Origin of the sequence: Nocardia sp. NPDC058244 (assembly GCF_042882065.1) — a bacterium.
Classification (GTDB): Bacteria; Actinomycetota; Actinomycetes; order Mycobacteriales; family Mycobacteriaceae; genus Nocardia.
Genome location: NZ_JBHVWX010000009.1, coordinates 226142 through 249370 on the forward strand (window position 1 = coordinate 226142; position 23229 = coordinate 249370).

At 70.6% G+C, this 23229-nt stretch carries 23 protein-coding genes; 11 read left to right on the top strand and 12 right to left on the bottom strand.

The genetic code is table 11. The features are described 5' to 3' along the window. The first annotated feature begins 122 nt into the window (after positions 1-122). From ACFVW6_RS27570 to ligD, 3 genes are all read left to right on the top strand, one after another. Positions 123-1988: an amino acid transporter gene (locus ACFVW6_RS27570; protein WP_378827014.1), complete on the top strand. Its 1866-nt coding sequence runs from the start codon at positions 123-125 to the stop codon at positions 1986-1988. Between the two features lie 126 nt (positions 1989-2114). Next, positions 2115-3194, top strand: a complete 1080-nt coding sequence (locus ACFVW6_RS27575) for an ATP-dependent DNA ligase (RefSeq protein WP_378826103.1) — start codon at positions 2115-2117, stop codon at positions 3192-3194. Continuing rightward, on the top strand, positions 3191-4192 hold the full coding sequence (ligD, locus tag ACFVW6_RS27580; RefSeq protein WP_378826104.1) for a non-homologous end-joining DNA ligase: 1002 nt from the start codon (positions 3191-3193) through the stop codon (positions 4190-4192). The genes ACFVW6_RS27575 and ligD overlap by 4 nt, the downstream gene beginning before the upstream one ends. Before the next feature lie 4 nt (positions 4193-4196). Here ligD and ACFVW6_RS27585 read toward each other — a convergent pair whose 3' ends face one another. Beyond that, positions 4197-4889, bottom strand: a complete 693-nt coding sequence (locus tag ACFVW6_RS27585) for a hypothetical protein (protein WP_365011545.1) — start codon at positions 4887-4889, stop codon at positions 4197-4199. 257 nt (positions 4890-5146) lie between these two features. On the opposite strand from ACFVW6_RS27585, the gene ACFVW6_RS27590 reads away from it, so the two are divergent. Beyond that, on the top strand, positions 5147-5506 hold the full coding sequence (locus ACFVW6_RS27590) for a hypothetical protein (protein ID WP_357347325.1): 360 nt from the start codon (positions 5147-5149) through the stop codon (positions 5504-5506). Here the strand turns inward: ACFVW6_RS27590 and ACFVW6_RS27595 are convergent. Beyond that, entirely contained in the window at positions 5503-6150 is a 648-nt protein-coding gene (locus ACFVW6_RS27595; RefSeq protein WP_357347568.1) for a TetR/AcrR family transcriptional regulator, read from the bottom strand. The two genes, ACFVW6_RS27590 and ACFVW6_RS27595, sit on opposite strands and share 4 nt — an antisense overlap. Positions 6151-6289: 139 nt before the next feature. Between ACFVW6_RS27595 and ACFVW6_RS27600 the strand changes: the two genes are divergently transcribed. After that, entirely contained in the window at positions 6290-7720 is a 1431-nt protein-coding gene (locus ACFVW6_RS27600; protein WP_378826108.1) for an SDR family NAD(P)-dependent oxidoreductase, read from the top strand. Between the two features lie 73 nt (positions 7721-7793). Then, positions 7794-8174: a DUF2784 domain-containing protein gene (locus tag ACFVW6_RS27605; protein WP_355271843.1), complete on the top strand. Its 381-nt coding sequence runs from the start codon at positions 7794-7796 to the stop codon at positions 8172-8174. Here the strand turns inward: ACFVW6_RS27605 and ACFVW6_RS27610 are convergent. Then, positions 8155-8907: a thioesterase II family protein gene (locus tag ACFVW6_RS27610; RefSeq protein ID WP_378826111.1), complete on the bottom strand. Its 753-nt coding sequence runs from the start codon at positions 8905-8907 to the stop codon at positions 8155-8157. The two genes, ACFVW6_RS27605 and ACFVW6_RS27610, sit on opposite strands and share 20 nt — an antisense overlap. A 43-nt stretch (positions 8908-8950) precedes the next feature. On the opposite strand from ACFVW6_RS27610, the gene ACFVW6_RS27615 reads away from it, so the two are divergent. Beyond that, entirely contained in the window at positions 8951-10315 is a 1365-nt protein-coding gene (locus ACFVW6_RS27615) for a CoA transferase (RefSeq protein WP_378826113.1), read from the top strand. 10 nt (positions 10316-10325) lie between these two features. Here the strand turns inward: ACFVW6_RS27615 and ACFVW6_RS27620 are convergent, their stop codons facing one another. Then, on the bottom strand, positions 10326-10895 hold the full coding sequence (locus ACFVW6_RS27620; protein ID WP_378826115.1) for a TetR/AcrR family transcriptional regulator: 570 nt from the start codon (positions 10893-10895) through the stop codon (positions 10326-10328). Between the two features lie 107 nt (positions 10896-11002). Here ACFVW6_RS27620 and ACFVW6_RS27625 point away from each other — a divergent pair, with 107 nt between their 5' ends. Further along, positions 11003-12217: an FAD-dependent monooxygenase gene (locus ACFVW6_RS27625; RefSeq protein WP_378826117.1), complete on the top strand. Its 1215-nt coding sequence runs from the start codon at positions 11003-11005 to the stop codon at positions 12215-12217. 39 nt (positions 12218-12256) lie between these two features. Here the strand turns inward: ACFVW6_RS27625 and ACFVW6_RS27630 are convergent, their stop codons facing one another. Continuing rightward, positions 12257-13804, bottom strand: coding sequence for an acyl-CoA carboxylase subunit beta (locus ACFVW6_RS27630; RefSeq protein ID WP_378826119.1), 1548 nt, complete (start codon positions 13802-13804; stop codon positions 12257-12259). Between the two features lie 211 nt (positions 13805-14015). On the opposite strand from ACFVW6_RS27630, the gene ACFVW6_RS27635 reads away from it, so the two are divergent. Next, a complete protein-coding gene (locus tag ACFVW6_RS27635; protein ID WP_378826121.1) occupies positions 14016-15059 on the top strand; it encodes a nucleoside hydrolase in 1044 nt (347 codons plus the stop codon). After that, on the top strand, positions 15056-15937 hold the full coding sequence (locus ACFVW6_RS27640) for an amidohydrolase family protein (RefSeq protein WP_378826123.1): 882 nt from the start codon (positions 15056-15058) through the stop codon (positions 15935-15937). Before ACFVW6_RS27635 ends, ACFVW6_RS27640 begins: the two co-directional genes overlap by 4 nt. Here the strand turns inward: ACFVW6_RS27640 and ACFVW6_RS27645 are convergent, their stop codons facing one another. The 4 genes from ACFVW6_RS27645 to ACFVW6_RS27660 all read right to left on the bottom strand — a co-directional run bounded on the left by ACFVW6_RS27645 (position 15938) and on the right by ACFVW6_RS27660 (position 19601). Further along, the gene (locus ACFVW6_RS27645; RefSeq protein WP_378826125.1) at positions 15938-16984 is read right to left on the bottom strand and encodes an alpha/beta hydrolase; all 1047 of its coding nucleotides are present in this window, start codon (positions 16982-16984) and stop codon (positions 15938-15940) included. Positions 16985-17107: 123 nt separating this feature from the next. Beyond that, positions 17108-17737: an NAD(P)-dependent oxidoreductase gene (locus ACFVW6_RS27650; protein WP_378826127.1), complete on the bottom strand. Its 630-nt coding sequence runs from the start codon at positions 17735-17737 to the stop codon at positions 17108-17110. 65 nt (positions 17738-17802) lie between these two features. Continuing rightward, entirely contained in the window at positions 17803-18456 is a 654-nt protein-coding gene (locus tag ACFVW6_RS27655; protein ID WP_378826130.1) for a response regulator, read from the bottom strand. Continuing rightward, positions 18453-19601 carry a sensor histidine kinase gene (locus ACFVW6_RS27660; RefSeq protein ID WP_378826132.1) on the bottom strand — a complete coding sequence of 383 codons (1149 nt, stop codon included), beginning with the start codon at positions 19599-19601 and terminating at the stop codon, positions 18453-18455. The genes ACFVW6_RS27655 and ACFVW6_RS27660 overlap by 4 nt, the downstream gene beginning before the upstream one ends. 161 nt (positions 19602-19762) lie before the next feature. Here ACFVW6_RS27660 and ACFVW6_RS27665 point away from each other — a divergent pair, with 161 nt between their 5' ends. Then, positions 19763-21241: a multicopper oxidase family protein gene (locus ACFVW6_RS27665; RefSeq protein ID WP_378826134.1), complete on the top strand. Its 1479-nt coding sequence runs from the start codon at positions 19763-19765 to the stop codon at positions 21239-21241. On the opposite strand, the gene ACFVW6_RS27670 is transcribed toward ACFVW6_RS27665, so the two are convergent. Genes ACFVW6_RS27670 through meaB form a run of 3 tightly spaced genes read right to left on the bottom strand, consistent with a single transcriptional unit; the run spans position 21242 to position 23229 of the window. Then, entirely contained in the window at positions 21242-21715 is a 474-nt protein-coding gene (locus ACFVW6_RS27670) for an SRPBCC domain-containing protein (RefSeq protein WP_378826136.1), read from the bottom strand. It lies immediately after the preceding gene. Next, positions 21712-22077, bottom strand: a complete 366-nt coding sequence (locus ACFVW6_RS27675; RefSeq protein WP_378826138.1) for an ArsR/SmtB family transcription factor — start codon at positions 22075-22077, stop codon at positions 21712-21714. The genes ACFVW6_RS27670 and ACFVW6_RS27675 overlap by 4 nt, the downstream gene beginning before the upstream one ends. A gap of 57 nt (positions 22078-22134) precedes the next feature. Next, complete coding sequence (gene meaB / locus ACFVW6_RS27680) at positions 22135-23229, bottom strand: methylmalonyl Co-A mutase-associated GTPase MeaB (RefSeq protein WP_378826140.1); 1095 nt, start codon at positions 23227-23229, stop codon at positions 22135-22137.

A 23229-nucleotide genomic window follows, 5' to 3' on the forward strand; every position in this document is an offset into this window, starting at 1 on the left:
GCGGTGCTGCCGGACCGACCGCCCAGGGAGTCACGGTGACGACGACCACCGATCAGTCACGCTTCACCGCCTGGTTGCTCGACGGCGTGGCGGACCCGAAGCACGCCCAGCATTCCGGACCGATGCGCGCGGTCGCGCACGCCGAACCGCATCAGCGGTCGTGGTGGCGGGTGATGTGCCTGACCGGTGTCGACTACTTCTCCACCCTCGGCTATCAACCGGGCATCGCGGCCATCGCCGCGGGCGCGCTCTCCCCGCTGGCCACGCTGGTGCTGGTCTCGCTCACCCTGTTCGGCGCGTTGCCGGTGTATCGCCGGGTCGCGCGCGAAAGCCCGGACGGCGGTGGGTCGTTGGCGATGTTCACCGACATCCTGCCGCGCTGGTCGGGCAAGCTGTTCATCCTGGTGCTGCTCGGGTTCGCGTGCACCGACTTCGTCATCACCATGACGCTCTCGGCCGCCGACGGCGCCGCGCACATCATCGAGAACCCGTTCGCCCCCGCCGCCTGGCAGGACTCGCGCCTGATCATCACGCTGATCCTGCTCGGGCTGCTGGCCGCGGTGTTCCTCAAGGGTTTCGGTGAGGCCATCGGGATCGCCGTCGGTCTGGTCGGGGTGTATCTGTCGCTCAACGCGATCGTCGGCGCGGTCGGGCTGTGGCACGTGTTCACCAGCGAGCACCGGGTGATCGACTGGACCCACGCGATGACCACCGAGCACGGCAGCGTCTGGATGATGATCGCGGTCTCGCTGCTGGTCTTCCCCAAACTCGCGCTCGGCCTGTCCGGATTCGAGACCGGCGTGGCGGTGATGCCGCTGATCAAGGGCGAACCCGGCGACACCCCCGAGTACCCGCGCGGGCGGATCATCGGCGCGCGCAAACTGCTCACCACCGCCGCGCTGATCATGAGCGCGTTCCTGCTGGTGTCGAGCTTCATCACGGTCGTGCTGATCCCGGAGCAGGAGTTCGAGCCCGGCGGCCAGGCGAACGGGCGCGCGCTGGCGTACCTGGCCCACGAGTACCTGGGCAACGGCTTCGGCACCGTCTACGACATCGCCACCATCGCGATCCTCTGGTTCGCCGGCGCGTCCGCGCTGGCGGGGCTGCTCAATCTGGTGCCCCGGTATCTGCCCCGCTACGGCATGGCGCCGGAGTGGGCGCGGGCGGTGCGGCCGCTGGTGCTGGTGTTCGCGGCGGTGGCCTTCGGGATCACCTGGTATTTCGACGCCGATGTCGACGCCCAGGGCGCGGCCTACGCCACCGGCGTGCTGGTGCTCATCACCTCGGCCGCGATCGCGGTGACGCTCTCGGCCCACCGGAAGGGCCAGCAGCGCAAGGTGATCGGCTTCGGGGTGGTCAGCGCGGTGTTCGTCTACACCACCATCGCCAATGTCTTCGAACGGCCCGAGGGCGTGCACCTGGCCTCACTGTTCATCCTCGCGATCATCGTGGTGTCGCTGGCCTCGCGGGCGCACCGCGCGTTCGAGCTGCGGGCCATCGAGGTGAGCTTCGACGACGCGGCGGCCGCGTTGATCGACGGGGCGGCCGCGACGGGCGTCATCCGGATCGTCACCCACGCCATCGATCAGCGCGTGCCCGCGGAGTACGACGAGAAGGAAGCCGACCAGCGGCGCGAGAGCCACATCCCGGACGCCGACTCGATCCTGTTCCTCGAGGTGATCGTCGGCGACGCCTCGGAGTTCAGTACCGATCTGCGGGTGACCGCGATCGAGGTCGGGCGCCACCACGTGCTCAGTGTGCAGGCGACCGCGGTACCCAACTCGATCGCGGCGATCCTGTTCGCGATCCGCGATCGGACCGGGCTCGAACCGCATGTGTATTTCGAATGGACCGAAGGCAATCCGCTGGTCAACCTGCTGAAGTTCCTGTTCGTCGGTGAAGGCGAGGTCGCGCCGGTGACCAGGGAGATCATCCGGCGGGCCGAGCCGGACCCGGCGCGGCGGCCGCACGTGCACGTCGACAGCTGAGCGTGACACCACCGCGCGCGATGTCCGCGCCGGTGTCGGTGGGCCGACCTACGATCGAACCCGCACCGATGATTCGGGCACGCTCGCGCCGTCGATACGGGTGAACCCACCCGCGAGGAGGATCGGATGGATCTACCGGTGATGCCGCCAGTGCGCCCCATGCTGGCCAAATCGACCCCGTCGTTACCCCGGGAGCCCGGGCTCAGCTACGAACCCAAATGGGACGGGTTCCGCTGCATCGTGTTCCGCGACGGTGACGAGATCGAGCTCGGTTCCCGCAACGACCGCCCGCTCACCCGGTACTTCCCCGAACTGGCCGAACTGCTGCAAGCCGCGCTGCCGCAGCGCTGTGTGGTGGACGGGGAGATCGTCGTCGTCACCGATCAGGGCCTGGATTTCGACACGCTGCAGCAGCGACTGCATCCGGCCGCGTCGCGGGTGAACAAGCTGGCCGCCGAGACACCGGCCAGCTTCGTCGCCTTCGATCTGCTCGCCCTCGACGATCGCGATCTGACCGCCGAACCGTTCACCGAGCGCAGGCGCGCGCTGGAATCGCTGCTCGAGGCCGCGCCGGGCCGCATCCACCTGACCCCGATCACCCAGGACCCCGATGTCGCCCAGGACTGGTTCACCCGGTTCGAGGGCGCGGGTTTCGACGGCGTGATGGCCAAGGCCGACGACCTGGCCTATCTGCAGGACAAGCGCGTGATGCTCAAGATCAAGCACGAGCGCACCGCCGACTGTGTGGTCGCGGGCTACCGGATGCACAAGGACGGCGAGGGGGTCGGCTCGCTACTGCTCGGCCTCTTCGACGACGACCGGAACCTGCATCATGTCGGAGTCGCGTCCAGTTTCACCGCGGCCCGGCGTCGCGAACTCCTCGGCGAGCTGGCACCGCTGCGGGAGAACGCGCTCGACGACCACCCGTGGCGCACCTGGGCCGACGCGGCCGCCCAGGCCACCGCCGACGGCAAGATGCCGGGCGGGGTGAGCCGATGGACCGGCGGCAAGGATCTGTCCTGGGAACCGCTGCGGCCGGAACTGGTCGCCGAGGTCCGCTACGAGCACGTGCAGTCGGGACGGTTCCGGCACGGCGGACGGCTGGTCCGCTTCCGCGCCGACCGGACCCCGGACTCGTGCACCTACGCCCAGCTCGACGAGGTCGCCCCGGCCGAGCTCGACGCGATCTTCGGCGGCGCGCGATGAGCGCCGCCGTGGAGCTCGAGGTCGACGGGCGCGCGCTGTCGATCAGCAATCCGGACAAGGTCTACTTCAGCAAACGCGGCGACACCAAGCTCGACCTGGTGCACTACTACCAGGCCGTGGCCGAGCCGCTACTGGGCGTCATCGGCGGCAGGCCGCTGCTGCTCGAGCGCTATCCCGACGGCGCGTCCGGTAAGTCGTGGTTCCAGAAGCGGGTGCCGAAGTCGGCGCCGGACTGGTTGCGGACCGTCGAGGTGTCGACCCCGAACGGCACCACCAGCGACGCCCTCGTCGCCCACGACCTCGCCCACGTCCTGTGGGCGGTGAACCAGGGCTGCCTCGGCTTCCACGTCTGGCCCAATCACGTGCCCGATCTGCGGATCGCCGACGAACTGCGGATCGACCTCGATCCCTCGCCCGGGATCGGTTTCGACGATCTGCGCCGGGCCGCGGTGCGCACCAGGGACCTGCTGACCGAACTGGGCATCGAGAGCTGGATCAAGACCTCCGGCTCACGGGGACTGCACATCTACGCCGTGCTCGAACCCCGGTGGGACGGCTACGAGGTGCGCGCGGCCGCCGTCGCGCTGGCCAGGGAGCTGGAGCGCCGCCATCCCGAGGAGATCACCGCGCACTGGTGGAAGGAGGAGCGCGGGTCGCGGGTGTTCGTCGACTTCAACCAGAACGCACCGCACAAGACCGTGTTCGGCGCGTGGTCGGTGCGGCCGAAGGTGGGCGGTCAGGTGTCGACACCGATCGCCTGGGCCGATCTCGACACCGTCGTCCCCGACGAGCTCACCCTCGCCACCGTTCCCGCCCGGCTGGCCGAGTTCGGCGACCCGTGGGCCGACCGCGCGCCCCAGTCGATCGAACCGCTGCTGGCCATGTCGGAGCGCGATATGGCGGCCGGCCTGATGGACGCGCCGTGGCCGCCGCAGTACCCGAAGATGCCGAACGAGCCACCGCGGGTGCAGCCGAGCCGGGCCAAGAAGGCCGACTGAGGACCTATTCGGTCCAGGGCACCCAGGTGCCCGCCCCCGCCTTGCCCTCGCACACCAGGGCGTGGTTGTCGGAGGTGCGCCCCGACTTGTCGACCGTGGGATCGCAGCGCGTGCCCTCGGTGTAGTACGACCCGGACACCCGGAACGGGCCCGACCAGGTGTAGGCGCCGTCGGCGCGCAGGCACAGCAGGGTCGCGCCGTCAGCCGCGACGCCGAGCAGCCCGGCCCGGTCCGCCGAGCACGGCGTGCCCTTCTCGACGACGGTGCCCAGCACCGGGACCGTCCCGGTCGCGGTGGCCGTCGGCGCGCCCTGCGACGGCACCGTGGTCGAGACCGAGGTCACCGTCGTCTCCTTGGCCAGCGTCGGCACCTCGACGTCCAGCCCGCCGAACATCACCAGTCCCACCGTGGCCAGGGCGGCCACCTCGGCGATGCCGAGCAGCAGCGCGAACACCGCGATCCCCCGCCCCCGCGGATGCCCGAACGCGAGCAGACCGAACACGATCGCGATCGGGAACAGCAGCACCAGCGCGGCGGCGAGCGCGACCATCGCGTACGGGTTCACCCGCGGTTGGTCGGCGCGTGCCCCGCCCGCCATACCCTCTTCCTGGGTCGCGTGCGGCCAGCGCTGGCCGTTCCAGCGCCGATCGTCGGCTTCCTCCTCGGGGTCGTCGTCCCATTCGTCGTACCGTGCCATCAACCCCGGGTCCCTCTCGATCCCCCCGGCGCGGAATCGAACCACTTGCGGCGCCGGGTTACGCGACGAGAATAAGGACTCCGGGGCGGTCGGTCAGCGCAAACGACAAATGCGTGTACCTGCGGTTCGCCCCCGAATCCAGGGGCATGGACACGGGTAACGAACCGGCAAACACCTTTGCCTCCCCACCATCGACGGGTCCATGCTGGTCATGAGGTGAACCACAGCGCGCAGCATCGGCCCGCGAGGAGGACCCAATGCCCGGCAGCACCACTCCGGCAGACAAGCAGCCCTGGCATGCCCAGGCCGGCGATCTGCTCGCCGACGATTACAACGTTCCCGGCATCATCGCGTGCGCGATCGGCGTCGTCGGCCTGGCCTGCACACTGGTGGCAGCCGGGACGGAGCACTACGGGTGGGCGGTGGTCGCCGGGGTGGCCACGGCGATATTCCTCGTCGGCGGCCTGGGGGCCCTGATGTTCGAACACCGCAGGGAACAGCAGATCGAACTCGCTTACGGACGCAGCGGGCACGCGCCGGGTCATGTGGGCCCGCAGCGCTACAGCGCCCGCGACATCCCGCTGCCGAACCCCGGCCAGCGCAGGCTGACGTCCTAGCCGGGCACGCCCGGTCGCGGTTCGACGCTCGGGATGGTCTGGGTGATCACCGTGAGCAGGGTGTCGACGAGCAGCCGGTGCACCTGGTCGCGGGTGAGCGTGCCACGGGTGATCCACTCCCGGCCCGCCACCTTCACCAGTCCGGCGTAGGCGAGCACCAGTGCGCGCGAGGTCGCACTGCCTGCCAGATCGGAACGGCCCATCATCACCAGCATCCGCTCGGCGGCCGCGTCGTCGGCCTGGTCGAGGATCTGCTGCACCTCGGGGTCGTCACCGACGCCCTCGTGACTGGTGACCTTCACCCAGGTCGTGCCGTGCTCGGCGATGGTGTCGAGCAGCCAGCTGACGATCGCGGCGACCCGCTCGACCTGGGTGCCATCGGGAATGGACACCTTCTCCAGCCGCGGCAAGGTCACCATGCGGCGCACGACGGCCAGGTACAGGTCACGTTTGTTGCCGAAGTAGTGGTTGATCAGCCCGCGGGCGACACCGGCGCGTTGCGCGAGTTCCGCGGTGGACACCGCCGCGTAGGGCCGCTCGCCGAACATGTCGATGGCACAGGCCAGGATCTGCGCGCGTCGCTCGTCGGGTTCGAGCCTGCGCCTGCGCGGCGCGTCTGCGGTATCGGTGTCGAGCGGGGAAATCGGGCTGCTCCGTCGGGTTCGAGGGTCGCCGCGCTGTTGCGGTGACGGTGCACCACGATACCCAGCGGGTCCGTCGAGCGGCCAATGCGACAATGAGTGTCGTCCCCCGCTCCCGCACGAAGGAATGCCGCACTCCCCGATGACCGCGAACATGATCGATCCGGACGAGTTGGCGACCTGTCTGCGGGTGCTGGAACAGGCCGGGCAGCTGGAAAAGGAACATCCCGATTCGATCGCTGTCCAGCGCGCGGTGGGGCACATGTTCAAGAAGCTCAAGCAGCGTCGGCGCATCGAGGCCAGGGAGCAGGTCGCCTCGGCCGATCGCGCGGTCATCGCGGCCACCGCCACCGGCTCGCCGCAGCGCATCGACGACGAGACCGCGGGCATCCAGATCAGTTCGGCCACCACCGGCGCGAGCGCGGGCACGCTGCTCAAGCCGCGGCCCTGCTACATCTGCAAACAGCGCTACACCCAGGTCGACGCGTTCTACCACCAGCTCTGCCCCGACTGCGCCGCGGCGAGCCACGCCAAGCGCGACGCCCGCACCGACCTGACCGGCAAGCGCGCCCTGCTCACCGGCGGCCGGGCCAAGATCGGCATGTACATCGCGCTGCGGCTGCTGCGCGACGGCGCGCACACCACCATCACCACCCGGTTCCCCAACGACGCCATCCGCCGCTTCGCCGCCATGGAGGACAGCGCCGACTGGCTGCACCGGCTGCGCATCGTCGGCATCGACCTGCGTGACCCGGCCCAGGTCGTCGCGCTGGCCGACGACGTCGCCGCGCAGGGTCCGCTCGACATCTTGATCAACAACGCCGCGCAGACCGTGCGCCGTTCGGTGGGCGCCTACAGCGCCCTGGTCGACGCCGAGACCGCGCCGCTGCCCGCGGGCGTACTGCCGGAGATGGTCACCTTCGGCAAGACCATGCAGGCGCACCCGACCGCGCTCACCGCCTCGCTGACGCCGTCGCTGTCGGCCGCCGATGTCGCCGAGCTGGCGCTGGTCGCCGGCTCGGCGACGCCGGAGCGGATCGCGGCGGGCGTGGCGATCGATGCCGGTGGGCTGGTGCCCGACCTCGCACACACCAACAGCTGGGTGCAGACGGTCGCCGAGGTGGACGCCACCGAGCTGCTCGAGGTGCAGCTGTGCAACTCCGTCGCGCCGTTCATCCTGGTGTCGCGGTTGCGTCCGGTGATGGCCGCGGCGGCGGGGCGGCGCAAGTACGTCGTCAACGTCTCGGCGATGGAGGGCCAGTTCAGCCGCGGCTACAAGGGCCCCGGCCATCCGCACACGAACATGGCCAAGGCCGCGCTGAACATGCTGACCCGCACCAGCGCGCTGGAGATGTTCGAGGCCGACTCGATCCTGATGACCGCGGTCGACACCGGCTGGATCACCGACGAGCGCCCGCACTACACCAAGGTGCGGCTGGCCGAGGAGGGCTTCCACGCACCGCTGGACCTGGTCGACGGCGCCGCCCGCGTGTACGACCCGATCGTGCAGGGCGAGAACGGCGTCGACCTCTACGGCTGCTTCCTCAAGGATTACCAACCGTCCCCCTGGTAACACGAACCAAGCGATGCCGAACCGGAATGTTGATCATGATTCCGATCGGCGGACGGCCGCCTAATCTGAATATGTGCCGTTCCGGGTGTTGGCCGATCTGATCGCCGTCACCCACGTCGCGTTCATCGCGTACGTGGTCGCCGGCGGTTTCCTCGCGTGGCGATGGCCGCGCACCATCGGGCTGCATCTGCTGGCGGCGTCGTGGGGGTTCGGCACCATTCTGATCGGCTTCGACTGCCCGCTGACCTACGCCGAGAACTGGGCGCGCACCCAGGCCGGGGTGGCTCGGCTGCCGCAGGCCGGGTTCATCGACCACTACCTGACCGGCGTGATCTACCCCGACAGCGCGCTCGGGCTGGTGCGGCTGGCGGCCGCGGTGGCGGTGCTGGTGTCGTGGGCGGGTTATGTGCGTCTCCAACTGCGCCACCGCGGCCTCAGCTCAGGTGCCGTGTGATCTCCTGCGCCACCGCGGCGGGCTGGTCGTCGAGGTAGAAGTGCCCGCCGGGGAAGGTCCGCAGCGCGAACGACCCCTCGGTGACCGTGCGCCACCGCTCGGCCTGCTCGACCGTGGTGGTCGGGTCCTCGGTGCTGACCAGCGCGACGACCGGGCAGGCCAATGCGGGGCCCGGCGCGTGGCGATAGGTCTCGACCGCCTGGTAGTCGGCGCGCACCGCGGGCAGCACCAGCTCGGCCAGGCCGGGTTCGGTGCGCAGCAGCCGCACCGGGGCCGGGTCGGCGGCGAGGCGCTCGAGGTCGTCGATCAGGGCCGCGTCGGAGCCGCGGTGCAGTCGCCCGGTCTCGACGACATCCGGTGCGGGACGGCCGGACACGATCAGCGCCGCCGGTGGTTCGCCCGCGGCGGCCAGCCTGCGCGCGGTCTCGTAGGCGACCGTCGCGCCCATGCTGTGCCCGAACAGCACCCGCGGCGGACCGGGGCGGCGGGTGACGTCCTCGGTGATGCGGTCGGCGAGCGCGTGCAGCTCGGTGATCACCGCGTCGCCGAGCCGATCCTGGCGGCCGGGGTACTGCACGGCCGTCACCTCGGCGCCGGGTCCGATGTGCTGGGCCAGCGCACGGTACGCGGTGGCCGATCCCCCACCGGGCGGGAAGCAGACCAGCCGCCGCCGGGCCACCGGATCGGCCCGCAGCACCCGAATCCATTCCGTCGCCGCTGTATTCACGCCCACATCACGCTCCTCACCTGACATCCTCGTCGCTAGGCTGAGCGGTGTGACCACCGCGCAGCACCTCGTGCACGCCTATGAGACCGGGCTCGGACTCGAGCCGTCGGCACTCGACGGCGAGCCGGCGCCCGGTGCCCGGCTGGCAGCCACGCTACCGGTGTGGGCGCTGGCCGCGGGATCGGTGGCCGCGGCGGCCGGATCGGCGAATCGGTACCGCGCGGCGCTGGGCCTGGCCACCCGGCCGACGCGGCTCGACCCGGACCGCATCGCCGCGGCTTTCGCGAGCGAACGGCTGTTCCGCCGGGCCGGGGCGGCGCCGTCGATCTTCGCCGAGCTGTCGGGGTTCTTCCGCAGCGCCGACGGCTGGGTCCGCACCCACGCCAACTACCCGCACCATCGCGCACGGCTGCTCCAGGCGCTCGAGCTGCCCGCCGACACCGACCTCACCCGGCTCACGGCCGGATTCGCCACACTGAAGGGCGCCGAGATCGAGGACGCCGCCGCCACGGTGGGCGCCATCGCGGTGCGGGTCCGCACCGAGGCCGAGTGGTCGACCAGCCCGATGGGCCGGGCCGCCGCGACCGGCCCGCTGGTCGCCGTCGACCCGCGGGGCGACCGCGTGCCCGCGGACCCGCCACGCCCCGCCGCCCCGACCGTCGAACGACCGCTGGCCGATGTCCGCGTCCTCGATCTCACCCGGGTCCTCGCGGGCCCGGTCGCCACCAGGACCCTGGCCCTGCTCGGCGCCGACGTCCTCCGCGTCGACCCACCGCACCTACCCGAGATCGACTGGCAGTTCGCCGACACCTGCCAGGGCAAACGCTCGACGCTGCTCGACCTGCGCACCGACCTCACGACCTTCTCCGAACTGCTGGCCGCCGCCGATGTCCTGGTGACCGGCTACCGGCCGGGAGCGCTGGTCGCCGCCGGTGTGCGCGCGGCGGCCCGGCCCGGTCTGATCGAGGCGTCCGTCTCGGCGTGGGGCACGACCGGACCGTGGGGCGGGCGACGCGGCTTCGACAGCATCGTCCAGGCGGCGTCGGGCATCTCCCTGCTCGAGGGCGGTCCGGATCGCCCCGGCGCGCTGCCCGCCCAGGCACTCGACCACGGCTCGGGCTACCTCCTCGCCGCGGGCGTCATGGACGCGCTGCGGGCCCGCACCACCGACGGCGTGGGCCGCACGGTGCGGGTCTCGCTGGCCCGCACCGCGGCCTGGCTCCAGGCAGGCGACCGCAGCCCGGACCACCCCGAACCGGCACCGCCCGATCCCGCCGCGACCACCTTGCACGGCGATATCGTCACGGCCGCACCGGCTTTCGCCGACTACGACGACTACCGCTGGCCCGCACCGCCGTACGGCTCGGCCCAGCCGTTCTGGCTCGACACGCCGGACCGCCTGCGCCGCGACTGACCGACGACACTCATTTCCCCGCCAGCGCCCGGATCGCGGTCGCCAGCTGGTCGCCGTCGGCGACCGCCTCGCCCGGCTTCAGCAGCCACAGCACGCCCAGCCCCTGCACCAGGGCGAAATACAGGCGCCCGATGGCGTCGGCCTGGGCCGCGTCTAGTTCGGGATGCGCGGTCCGCACGTTGTCCGCGATGTCGGTGACCGCGCGGGTCAGCTGGTCACCGAGCTGCGCGCGCGCCTCGTCGGAGCGCACGATGCGCACGATGTTCTCCAGGCTGGCCAGCATCGCCTCGTGGTTGTCCGCGAACACCCCCGGCATCGCGTTCCACAGCCCCGCGAACCCGGCCAGCGGTGCCGAACCCGCGCCGTCGGCGATCAGCGCCTCCATCGCGTCGCCGATCGCGTTGCCCAGCGCCTCGGCCAGCGCCTCGGTGACGAGGCGGTCCTTGGACCCGAAGTGGTAGCCGATCGCGGCCAGGCTCACCCCCGCCGCCGTGGCGATATCGCGGGCGGTCGCCTTCGCCACGCCGCGCTCCAAGATCACCTTCCGCGCACCCGCCAGTAGGTCTTCCCTGTTTCCCATGCTCACGAGCGTACCGGATCGTCTTAGACATTTGTGCTAGACATTCGTGCCAGGCCTGTGTTAGACATATGTCTAAGACATTCGTTCTTCTCCAGACGGGAAACACCATGACCACCACCAGCCCCCTGCACGTTCTGGTCTCCGGCGGCGGTATCGCGGGCAACGCGGTCGCACTCCAGTTGCTGCGCAACGGCATTCGCACGACGGTGGTCGAGCGGGCCGCGGTCCCCCGCCCCGGCGGCCAGGCGGTCGACCTGCGCGGACCGAGCAAGGAAGCCGCCGAGAAGATGGGCCTGATGGCGGGCATCGCGAAGTACCAGCTCGACGAGCGCGGCATGTCCTACATCGACGGCGACGGCAAGATCTACGCCAGGATGGCGATGGAGGACTTCGACGGTCAGGGCGCCGTCGCCGAAATCGAGATCACCCGCGGCGACCTGAACACTGTCCTGCTCGAGGCCATCGCCACCGTCGACACCGGCGAGCTGGACTACCGCTACGGCGAGTGGATCGAACAGATCGACCAGGACGACACCGGCGCCACGGTCACCTTCGCCTCCGGCACCACCGAGCGCTTCGACCTGGTGATCGGCGCCGACGGCGTGCACTCGGCGACCCGGCGGCTGATCTTCGGCCCGGAGGAGCAGTTCAGCACCAACCTCGGCGGCTACGGCGCGTTCTTCACCATGCCGTCACCGGCCGATGTGGAGCCCGGCTGGTTCGGCATGCGCCTGGTGCCCGGCGCCATGCTCGGCATCCGGCCCGACGGCGACCCGGCCACCGCGAAGGCGATCATCACCCTGCGCACCGAGGTCGACCCGACCCTGCGCCGCGACGCTGACGCCCAGCGCGCGCTCATCCGCCGGATGATCGGTGACGCGGGCTGGCACGCCCCCGCGGTGCTCGCGGCGATGGAGACCACGACCGACTTCTACTTCGACGAGCTCGCCCGGGTGGACGTGCCCGAGCTGTCCGTCGGCCGGGTCACCCTCGTCGGCGACGCCGGCTACTGCGGCTCCCCCATGACCGGCATGGGCACCGCCATGGCCATCGTCGGCGCCTACGTGCTCGCCGCCGAGATCGCCGCCACCCCGGACGATCCGGCCGGCGCGCAGCAGCGCTACCAGGACAAGATCACGCCGTTCCTGGCCAAGGCCAAGGAGATCCCCGGCGGCGGCATCGCCATGATGCTCCCCAAGACCCCGCTGATGACGCGCCTGGCCAAGACCAATGTGCGGATCATGATGTCGCGTCCGATGCGGCCGATCACCAAGAAGATCTTCTTCGGCCACACCGAGGAGTTCGCCCTGCCGACCTACTGATCCGCGCCGCCCGGCCGCGCGGCGACGCGGGCGCCGGGCTCACAGCGGAATCAGCAGATGCTTGCGCGGTCGCTGCTCGACGTGCTTGTCCCGCAGCAGGTGCAGGGCCTTGCGGATCTCCAGCCGGGTGGTCGACGGCTCGATCACCGCGTCGATGTAGCCGCGTTCGGCCGCGATCCAGGGTGTGGCGACCGCGGTGTTGTAGAAGTCGACCATCTGCTGCCGGACGCCGTCGCGCTCGGCCTCGGGCACGGCGGCGAGCTGCCGTCGCTGGGTGAGCCCGATCGCGGCCTCGGCGCCCATGACCGCGATCCGCGCGGTCGGCCAGGCCAGATTCACGTCGGCGCCGAGCTGCTTGCACCCCATCACCGCATAGCCGCCGCCGTAGGCCTTGCGCACGACCACGGTGACGATCGGCACGGTCGCCTCGACCACCGCGTAGAAGAACCGGCCGCCCCGCTTGATGACGCCGATCTTCTCCTCCTCGACGCCGGGCAGCACCCCGGGCGTGTCGACGACGAAGATCAGCGGCAGCCCGAACGCGTCGCAGAGCCGGATGAAATGCGCCGCCTTGTCCGAGCATCGGGCATCGATCGCCCCGCTGAACACCTGCGGCTGGTTGGCCACGACACCGACGCTGCGCCCGTCGACCCGGGCGAAGCCGGTGATCATATTGCGCGCGGCACTGGCCCCGACCTCGTGGAACTCGCCGTCGTCGAAGATCCGCAGCAGCACGTCGTACATGTCGTAGCCGGCGCGGTCGGAGTCGGGGATCAGAGTGTCGAGTTCCCGGTCGGTGTCGGTGATCTCCGGCTCGAGCGCCGGGTTGACCACCGGGGCGCGCTCGAAGCAGTTCGACGGCATGAAGCCCAGATAGGCTCGGGCCCAGTCGAACGCGGCCCGCTCGTCGACCGCGACATGGTGGATGGTCCCGTTCTGCGCCTGGTTGTAGGCGCCGCCGAGTTCCTCGAGGGTCACCTCCTCGCCGGTGGTCTCGCGGATGATCTCCGGTCCGGTGACGAACATGTAGGCGTTCTCGGTCGCGATCACCACGTCGGTGTTGATCGGGGCGTAGACCGCGCCCGCCGCGCACTTGCCCAGCATGATCGACACCTGCGGCACCACGCCCGACAGGTTCAGCTGCCGCCTGCTCATGGCCGCGTACCAGGCCAGCGAGGTGACCGCGTCCTGCACGCGCGCCCCGCCGGAGTCGTTGATCGCCACGAACGGGCAGCCGATCTCGGCCGCGAGGTCCATCGCCTTGGCGACCTTGCGGCCGAACATCTCCCCGACCGAACCGCCGAACACCGATTGATCGTGGGCGATCACCACCACCGGGCGACCGTCGACCGTGCCGTGCCCGGTCACCACGCCGTCGCCGTAGAGGCTGTTCGCCACGCCGGGCTGCTTCACCAGCGCCCCGATCTCGACGAAACTGCCCGCGTCCAGCAGCATGCCGATCCGCTCGCGCGGACTGGGTATCCCCTTGGCGGCCCGTTTGGCGACCCCCACGTCCCCCGCAGGCTCCTGCGCGGCTGCCAGATTCTTCCGCAACTCTGCCAATTTCGCAGCGGTCGTCGCCTTCAAGATGCACCTACCCTCGCCGGTTTTATGAGCTATCGGTCCGCAATCTCCCAGCGAGACTAACCGAAACCGCCGCCGTCACAGCTCTTTCGCCCCCGCCGACGTCATATTCGGGGAGCCGGACGCGTCCTTCCACCGGGCGAAACCGCCATGACCAGCGGCGAACGGCACGGGCGGCGACGGAACGCGAAACGCCCGCGGTTACCCTCGACCTGTGGCGCGCAAGATCATCCTCGATGTCGATACCGGAATCGACGATTCGCTGGCGCTGCTGTATCTGCTGGCCTCCCCCGAGGCCGAACTCCTCGGGATCGCCGCGACCGCGGGGAACGTGCCGACCGCCCAGGTCGCCGCGAACACCCTGGCGCTGCTCGATCTCGCCCGCGCCGGCACCGTCGAGGTCGCGGCGGGCGCGGACGGACCGCTGGTCGTGCCGCTGCGCACCACCGAGGACACCCACGGCCCGCAGGGCCTTGGCTACGCCGAACTCCCCGCCTCGCCGCGGCCGCTCTCGGACCGCTCCGCCGCGCGGATGTGGGTGGAGCTGGCCCGCGCGCACCCCGGCACCGCGATCGGCCTGTGCACCGGCCCGCTGACCAACCTGGCGCTGGCCCTGCGCATGGAGCCCGAGCTGCCCCGGCTCCTGGACCGCCTGGTCATCATGGGCGGCGCGTTCAACCACCCCGGGAACACGACGCCGACCAACGAGTGGAACATCCACGTCGACCCCGAGGCCGCCAAAGAGGTCTTCGACGCGTTCTCGGCCGCCCCGCCGGACCGCCGGCCCCTCGTGTGCGCGCTCGACATCACGGAGTCGATCGAGATGTGGCCCGAGCATCTGGTGCGCTTGGCCGAGGCCGCGCACAGCACGCCGCTGGAGCGGGTCGCGGCGGGCGACGCCGCCGAATGGCGGTCGGCGGCAAGCAATCCGGTGATCCGCTATCTGGTCGACGCGGTGCGCTTCTACTTCGACTTCCACGACGGCTACGACCTGGGCTACCTCGCGCACATGCACGATCCCTTCGCCGCCGCGGTGGCGCTGGACCCCGCCCTGGCGACGACCAGGCCCGCGACCGTCGATGTCGAGCTGACCGGCACGCTGACCCGCGCCACGACCGTCGCCGACTGGGCGGGCATGTGGGGCCGGGAGCCCAACGCCGACATCGTGATCGGCGCCGATCCCGCCGTCTTCTTCGAACGTCTCGTCACCCGCGTCGGCGCGCTGGCCCGTCGCCTGTACCCGGAGCCGCCCTCGTGACCGTCGATACCGCCGCCTACCTCGCCGACTTCCGGGCCCGCCTCGGGCTGCCCGCGATCGTCGACGTGCACACCCATTTCATGCCCGATCAGGTGATGCGCAAGGTGTGGGCGTACTTCGACCAGGCGGGCCCGCTGACCGGGCGGACGTGGCCGATCACCTACCGCGACGACGAGCAGGTGCGGCTGAAGACCCTGCGCGACTTCGGCGTCCGCGCGTTCACCTCGCTGGTGTACCCGCACAAGCCGCAGATGGCGGCCTGGCTCAACGACTGGACCGCCGATTTCGCGGCCCGCACGCCCGACTGCCTGCACACCGCGACGTTCTATCCGGAGCCCTCGGCCCCCGACTACGTCCGCGGGGCGATCGACCGTGGCGCGCGGGTCTTCAAGGTGCACATCCAGGTCGGCGCGTTCTCCCCGCTCGATCCGCTGCTGGACCCGGTGTGGGCGATCCTCGCCGAGGCGGGCGTGCCCGTGCTCATCCACTGCGGATCCGGTCCGGCGCCCGGCGAATTCACCGGGCCGGCGCCCATCGCCGAACTGCTGCGGCGATTCCCGGACCTGCGCCTGATCATCGCGCACATGGGCACCCCCGAGTACAGCGAGTTCCTCGATCTGGCCGAGCGGTACCCGCGCCTGTACCTCGACACCACCATGGTGTGGACCGATTTCAGCGAGAGCGACGCCCCGTTCCCGCCCGCCGAGCGGGAACGCCTGCGCCGCTTCGGTGATCGGATCCTGTTCGGCAGCGACTTCCCCAATATCCCGTACCCGTACGCCGAGGCCGTCCAGGCGCTGGAGCGCCTCGACCTGGGCCCGGAGTGGCTGCGCAAGGTCTGCCACGACAACGCGGTCGCGCTGTTCGAGCTGGACTGATCAGGCGGGGATCTCCATCCCCTCGGCCAGCAGCGGCCAGGAGTTCTTGAACGCCTTCTGCCAGTAGCCCCACGAGTGGGTGCCCTGGGTGTCCACGTCGAAGGTGGCGGGAATGTCGAGCTCCGCCAGCCGTTCCCGCAGGTTCTCGGTGCACCAGCTGGTCGCGGCCTCGATCACGCCACCGACGACGATCTGATTGGCCAGCCCGACCGGGCCCCAGGTGATCAGGTGCGGGTCGCCGAGCTTGTCGTGTTCGCCGGGCAGGCCGTTGCCGTTGGAGATGTAGAGCTTGGTGCCGCGCAGCCCCTCGGCGTTGACGACCGGGTCGTTGGCGACCCATTCCGGATCCCCGGGCGGCCCGTACATGTTCGAGGCGTCCCCGCCCCCGGTGCCGACGACGACATTGACGAACTGCCTGCCGACCGGATCGCTGATCTGCGCGCAACCGCTGTAGGCCGCGACCGAGCGGAACAGCCCCGGTTTCGCGATGGCGAGTTGCAGCACGGAGGTGACCGTCATCGAGTTCGCGGCGATGGCATTGCGGCCGGTCGTCTCGAACATCGTGTCGACGAGGGCGGGCAGTTCGTCGAGGAAGAAGGTGCGCCACTTGTTCACGCCGAGACGCGGATCCGTACTGCGCCAGTCGGTGTAGTAGCTCCACGCGCCACCCACCGGCATCACGACATTGACGTCCTTGCCCGCCAGGAAGTCCACCACGTCGGTGTTCTGTTCCCAGGTCGCGGTGTCCTCGCCGCCACCGGCGCCGTTCACCAGATACAGCGCGGGCCGTGGCACCGAGGTGTCGGCGGGGCGCTGCACCTTCACCGACACCTCGCGGGCCATCGCCGCCGAGTAGATCCGGACCGTCACCTGCCGTCCGTCGACCGCGGTCACCTCGGCGCGGGAGCCGTCGATCGTCACCGCCCGATGGGCCACCGCGACACCGGATTCCGGGCCCTGCGCGGTGGCCGTCGCGCCACCGGCGACCGTCGCACCGACGGCGAGGAACACCGCCGCCAACGCCGAGAGCGCGCTGCGGCACCTCATCGATCGAACCTCCTACTGAAAACCGACCACTCAGTGCGGTCCGACTCAGTATCGGGGAAGATCACAGCGCCGTTACCGGCTTCTTACCGATTCGTCACCAGAGACAACGGAACCCGGGGTGAATTATGAAGCAGCAACGGTGAACCGGGCCCGCCGATGCGCCGGGCGCTCGGCTTCGTCCAGCAGCGCGACGGCGAAATCCTCCATCGAGATCGCCGACGGGCCGTCCGCGTCCACGAGCAGCTCATCGGCGCCGATCCGGTAGACACCGGTGCGCGTGCCGGGCGCCAGGTCCGCGGGCGGACTCAGATACGTCCAGTCCGCCACGGCGTCCGCGCGGCAGATCGCGAGCTGCTCGGCGCAGGCCTGGGCGATCGCCGCCAGTTCCGCCGGGAAATCGGCGGTTTCATGCAACGGCAGCCCGGCGCCGGGGACGATCAGCGTCGCCGCACCACCCACGACCAGCAGCCGCGCCCCGGCGCGCGCCACCCCGGCCAGCATCGCCGCCGCGACCACCGGCAACTCCGCCTCGGAGCCCGGCGCGGGCCGTGTCGCGGCGACGACGAGATCCTGCCCGGCCGCGAGCCGCTCGACCTGCTCGGCACTGGACGCGTCGCCGAGCAGGAGCCGCACCCCCGCGGGCATCGGCACCGCCCGCCGGGCCACCGCGGTCACCTCGTGTCCGCGAGCGAGGGCCTCGGCCACGACCCGGCTCCCGACAGCGCCACCGGCTCCGAACACCGCGATCCGCATGGTCAATCCTCCTGTGCGACAACCCGACTGCCTGACAGGACGAATATATCTCAATATTGAGTTAGTTAATCATGATGTATCTCACCATTGAGATACTCCGGGAGCTTGGCGGCGTAGACGGCCAAGCGGACGCGATTGTCGGTGCCTGTCTTCTCGAACAGATTCGCGAGGTGGGTCTTGACAGTGCTCACGCCGAGGTGCAGCCGCTCGGCGATCTCCTGATTGCCGTACCCGGCACCGACCAGACGCAACACCTCGCGCTCCCGCGGACTCAGCTCCGGCACGGCGACCGCGGGCGCGGCGGTGAGTGCCCGGTCGACCAGGCGGCGCAGGAGCGCGGGCGAGAACACCAGGTCACCGTCGACCGTGCGCCGGATGGCGTCGAGCAGGACCTCGGGGTCGGTGTCCTTGACGAAGTAACCGGCGGCACCGGCGGCCAGCGCCGGGAACAGGTGCTCGTCGTCGTCGAAGGTGGTGAGCACCAGCACTTTCGCGCCCGGCGACGAGGCCATGATCTGCCGGGTGGCCGCGACGCCGTCCAGGCCGGGCATGCGCAGGTCCATCACCACCAGATCGGGCGCGAGTTCGGCGTACAGGCGCACGGCCGCCGTGCCGTCGGCCGCCTCGCCGACGACGGCGAGGTCGGTGGTGTCCTCGATGAGCATGCGCAGCCCCGCGCGCACCAGGCGCTGATCGTCCGCCAGCAGTACCGAGATCATGCCGGTTCGGTTCCCTTCGCGACGTCGGGCAGCCAGGCCCGCACGATCCAGTGCCGGGCGTCGGCCGCGGCGGTAAGGGTGCCGCCCGCCAGTGCGGCGCGCTCCCGCATTCCGACCAGGCCGTGGCCGGGCGGCGCGGTGCCCCCGGCACGGCCGCTGATCACCTCGAGGTCGATGCCGTCCGCGCGCCGGTCGATCCGGAACCGCACGGGCACCGCGCGATCCGCGTGTTTCATGATGTTGGTCAGCGATTCCTGCACGACCCGCAGCAAGGTCAGCCTGCGCATCGCGTCGAGTGCGCCCAGGTCGGTGGCGATGTCGGCGTCGATGGTGAATCCGGCGGCCCGCGCGCGGGCCAGCGCGGCGGTGATCTCGGCGCCGACCGCGTCCGGCTCGACCAGGGCCACGGTGCCGAGGGCGGGATCGCGGAGGGCGGCGAGGAAGCGGCGGATGTCGGCGAGCGCGTCGGCGGCGGTGGCGCGCACGTCGTCGAGGACGGCGACCACCCGCGGATCGGCGTCACGCACCACCCGGCCCGCGACGGCGACGCGCAGGACGATCGAGGCCATGTGGTGGGCGACCACATCGTGCAGTTCCCTGGCCATGGCCGCGCGCTCGTCGAGGCGGGTGCGGGCCTCGGCCTCGGCCGCGCGTATCCGGAGGTTGTCCGCGAGATCGCGCTGGCCGCGCAGGTACAGCCCGAGCAACAGCGGCAGGCCGACATAGGCGACCGCCTCGACCACGGTCGAGGCCCGCCCGATCGAGGTGTCGTGCAGGCCGACGCGCCCGAGGACCACCGCGGCGGCCCAACCCGCGGTCGCCATCCACACCGTCGAGCGCCGATGCGTGCGCGCGATCACGTCGACCAGCGCGACCGCGCCGAGGTACGGCACCAGGCCGGACACGCCCCAGGCCGGTGTCCGCAGCATCGGCACGGCCAGCGCCGACAGGATCAGCGACACCGCCAGCGGCCATCGCGTTCCGGCGAGGAACACCACGCCGGCCGTCATCGCGAGCAGCCAGTAGTGCGGCGGCACCCGGTACTGGCCCGGATAGGTGCTGGCCAGCAGAAGGACCGGGATCAGCGCCAGCGGCAGCCACCGCAGGATCGGCCGCCGGGTGCGGCGTGCGCTGGTGTCGATCACGCACCCACGGTAGGCGACGCGTCGGGAGTAGCACGCGATCGGCGCGTCCGCAACAGCCGCGCGGCCGGAATCGACCGCCCGCGATCCGGCTCCGGGGCGGAGTCGCCGGGGCCCGGCCCGATCGAAGCTGGAGGCACCCGCACAGACAAGGAGTACGACACGTGGTCTCCCGCCGAGGCTTCCTCACCGGGCTCGCCCTCACCCCGCTCGCCTATGCCGTCGGATGCTCGGTCCGCACGGCCTCCCCCGCGGCACCGGCGGGCACGCGTCCGCTGCCGATCCCGCCGCAGGCGCCGTCGACCGTCGGTGCCGATGGCGTGCGCCGGTTCACGCTCCGGGCCCAGGCCGGAAGCACCGAGATGCTGCCCGGCACCCGCACCGCGACCTGGGGGTACAGCGGGTCGGTCCTCGGCCCGACGCTGCGGGCCCGCCGCGGGGAGCGGGTCGGCGTCACGGTGACCAACGACCTGCCCGAACCGACGTCGGTGCACTGGCACGGGATGCACGTGCCCGCCGCGGTCGACGGCGGACCGCATCAGATGATCGCGCCAGGGGCGGTGTGGACGCCGAGCTGGACGGTGGCCCAGCAGGCGGCCACGCTCTGGTATCACCCGCATCCGCACGGCGCGACCGAGAAGCACGTCCACCGCGGACTAGCCGGCTTCTTCCTGCTCGACGACGATCCGGCCGATGCGCTGGACCTGCCGAAAACCTATGGGGTGGACGATATCCCGCTGGTGATCCAGGACCGCCGGTTCACCGCCGACGGCGGCATCGACGAATCCGACGCGACCGATGTCGGCCTGCTGGGCGACACCATCGTCACCAACGGCATCGTCGGTGCCCATCTCGACGTCACCACCGAGCGGGTGCGGCTGCGTGTCCTCAACGGATCGTCGGGCCGCCTGTACCACCTGGCGTTCGGCGACGGCCGAACATTTCAGCTGATCGCCACCGACGGTGGCCTGCTCCCGGAACCCGTTGCGCTGTCCCGAATCCAGCTCAGTCCCGGGGAAAGGTCGGAGATCGTGGTCACCGTCCGCGCGGGTGAAACCGTCACGTTACGGTCGCTCCCGATCGAGGATCGCGCGGGGATCGATCGGGCGGCCGAGTTCGGTTTCGACGACACCTTCGACATCCTGGCCCTCCGGGGCGCCGACACCCTGCGCCCCACGGCGGCCGTGCCCGCCGCGCTCGTGCCGATCCGGCCGCTCACCGCGGCGAACACACCGCCGACCCGGACCTTCGCCTTGCGGTGGTTCATGATCAACAACCGCCGGATGGACATGAACCGCATCGATCTGACCATCCCGGTCGACACCACCGAGGTCTGGTCGGTCCGCAACGAGGACAACTGGCCGCACAACTTCCACATCCACGATGTCCAGTTCCAGATCCTCGCGATCGACGGAAATCCGCCGCCCCCAGCGCTTTCCGGCTGGAAGGACACGGTGTACACGGCACCGGGCGCCACGTACACCCTGGCCATGCACTTCGCCGATCACACCGACCCGACCTTCCCCTACATGTACCACTGCCACCTGCTGCATCACGAGGACCAGGGCATGATGGGCCAGTTCCTGGTCCTCGCGCCGGGGCAGCGGCCCGCCCCGATGCGGATGGACATGGGGCACGGGTGATCAGGCGACGGATTCGAGGTACTTCGCGAGGGCGGCGACCAGTTCGCGGGTGCCCTCTTCGCGCTGGGCGCCGGTGTCGTGGCCGTCGAGGTGGGCGCCGAACTCGACGAGGGTGAGCTTGGTGCCGGTGCTCGTCGGCTCGAACTCCCAGGTGGCGACCGAGGTGGAGATGTGGGCACCGTCGAGCCACATGTCGTAGGTGTAGACGAGGCGTTCGTCGGCGACGATGTCGGTGTAGGTGGCGACGAAGCGCGAGGTCACCGTCTCCTGGAAGACGCCCTCGTTGACCTCGATGCCACCGACCCGGAAATCGACGGAGGCCTCGGTGAGCTCCCAGCCCTCCTCGCCGCCGAACCACTTGCTCTTGATGGCGGGGTCGGCGAACGCCTGGAACGCGACCGCGGGCGCCACGGGCACCTCGCGCTCGATGGTGAACTGGGCGTGGTTGATGGAGCGGGTAGCGGTGTCGTTCATTGTTGTTCTCCCTCTGCGTTGTTCGCTGATTCCACGAGTAGTGCCGTGAGCCGGTCCAGCTGACGCTCGGCCGGTGGTCGCTGCTGCCGCAGCCAGTCGATCGCGGACCCGAAGGCCCCCGGCGCCAGCTGATAGGTCCGCACGCGCCCGATCTTGGCCGAGCTGACGATCCGCCCGGCCTCCAGCGCCTTCAGGTGCTGCACGATCGTCGGCAGCGCGACCTCGAACGGCGCCGCGAGATCCGACACCGAGGCCGGACCCCGAGCGAGCCGCTCGACGATCGCCCGCCGCGTCGGATCGGCCAGCGCCCGGAAGACACTGTCCAGTCCCCCGTCCGACTCACCACCCGAATACTTAGGCACATACCTAAGTATTCACACCGACAGGACTTCGCGCAACCCCTGGGTCGCGAAAAGTTGTCAGGCGTCGAAAGCGCGCAGGATTTCCTCGGCGGCCAGCGCCGGGGTGAGAGTGCCGTCGCGGACGGCCGATTCGATCTGGGCGCGTGCGGATCGCACGGCCGGATTGTCGGCGAGGCGACGCAGGATCTGGTCGTGCACCATGGTCCAGGTCCAGTCGACCTGCTGGCGGCGGCGCTTCTCGGCGAACTCGCCCGCGTCGGTGAGGACGCGGCGGTGTTCCAGGACGGTGTCCCAGAACTTGTCGAGGCCGACACCTTCGAGGCCGCTCATGGTGAGCACCGGCGGCCGCCAGAGGGCATCGTGCGGGTGGATCAGGCGCAGGGCGCCCGCCAGCTCGCGCGCGGCGGCCTTGGCCTCGATCTCGTGCTTGCCGTCGGCCTTGTTCACCGCGACCAGCTCGGCCAGCTCCAGCACACCCTTCTTGATGCCCTGCAACTGGTCACCGGTGCGGGCCAGGGTGAGGAAACAGAACACGTCGACCATATTGGCGACGGTCACCTCGGATTGGCCGACGCCGACGGTCTCCACCAGGATCACGTCGTAGCCCGCGGCCTCGAGCAGCACGATGGTCTCGCGGGTCGCCTTGGCGACGCCGCCGAGCGTGCCCGCGGTCGGCGAGGGCCGGATGAACGCGTCGGCCTCCAGCGACAGCCGCGCCATCCGGGTCTTGTCGCCGAGGATCGAACCACCGGTACGGGTCGAGGACGGGTCAACGGCCAGCACCGCCACCCGATGCCCCTTGCCGAGCAGGTACATCCCGAGCGCGTCGATGAAGGTCGACTTGCCCACACCCGGCACACCGGTGATGCCGACTCGGTTCGACACGACCGTGCCCGGCTCGGTCCCCAGCCGCAGCAGCAACTGCTGGGCCAGCTCCCGGTGATCGGCGCGGGTCGATTCGACCAGCGTGATCGCCCGGGCCAGCGGAGCACGCTGACCCGCGCGGATCCCGTCGGCGAGTTCACCGATATCGATCGTGCGCGCGGCACGGGCGACGGTCCTGCCTTCGTTGCGCGGGGCCCCGACACCCGCGGTGGTGCCGAGCCGGGGGTGCGCCACGGCACCCCCGCCTCCCTGTGCGGGCTCGCTCAT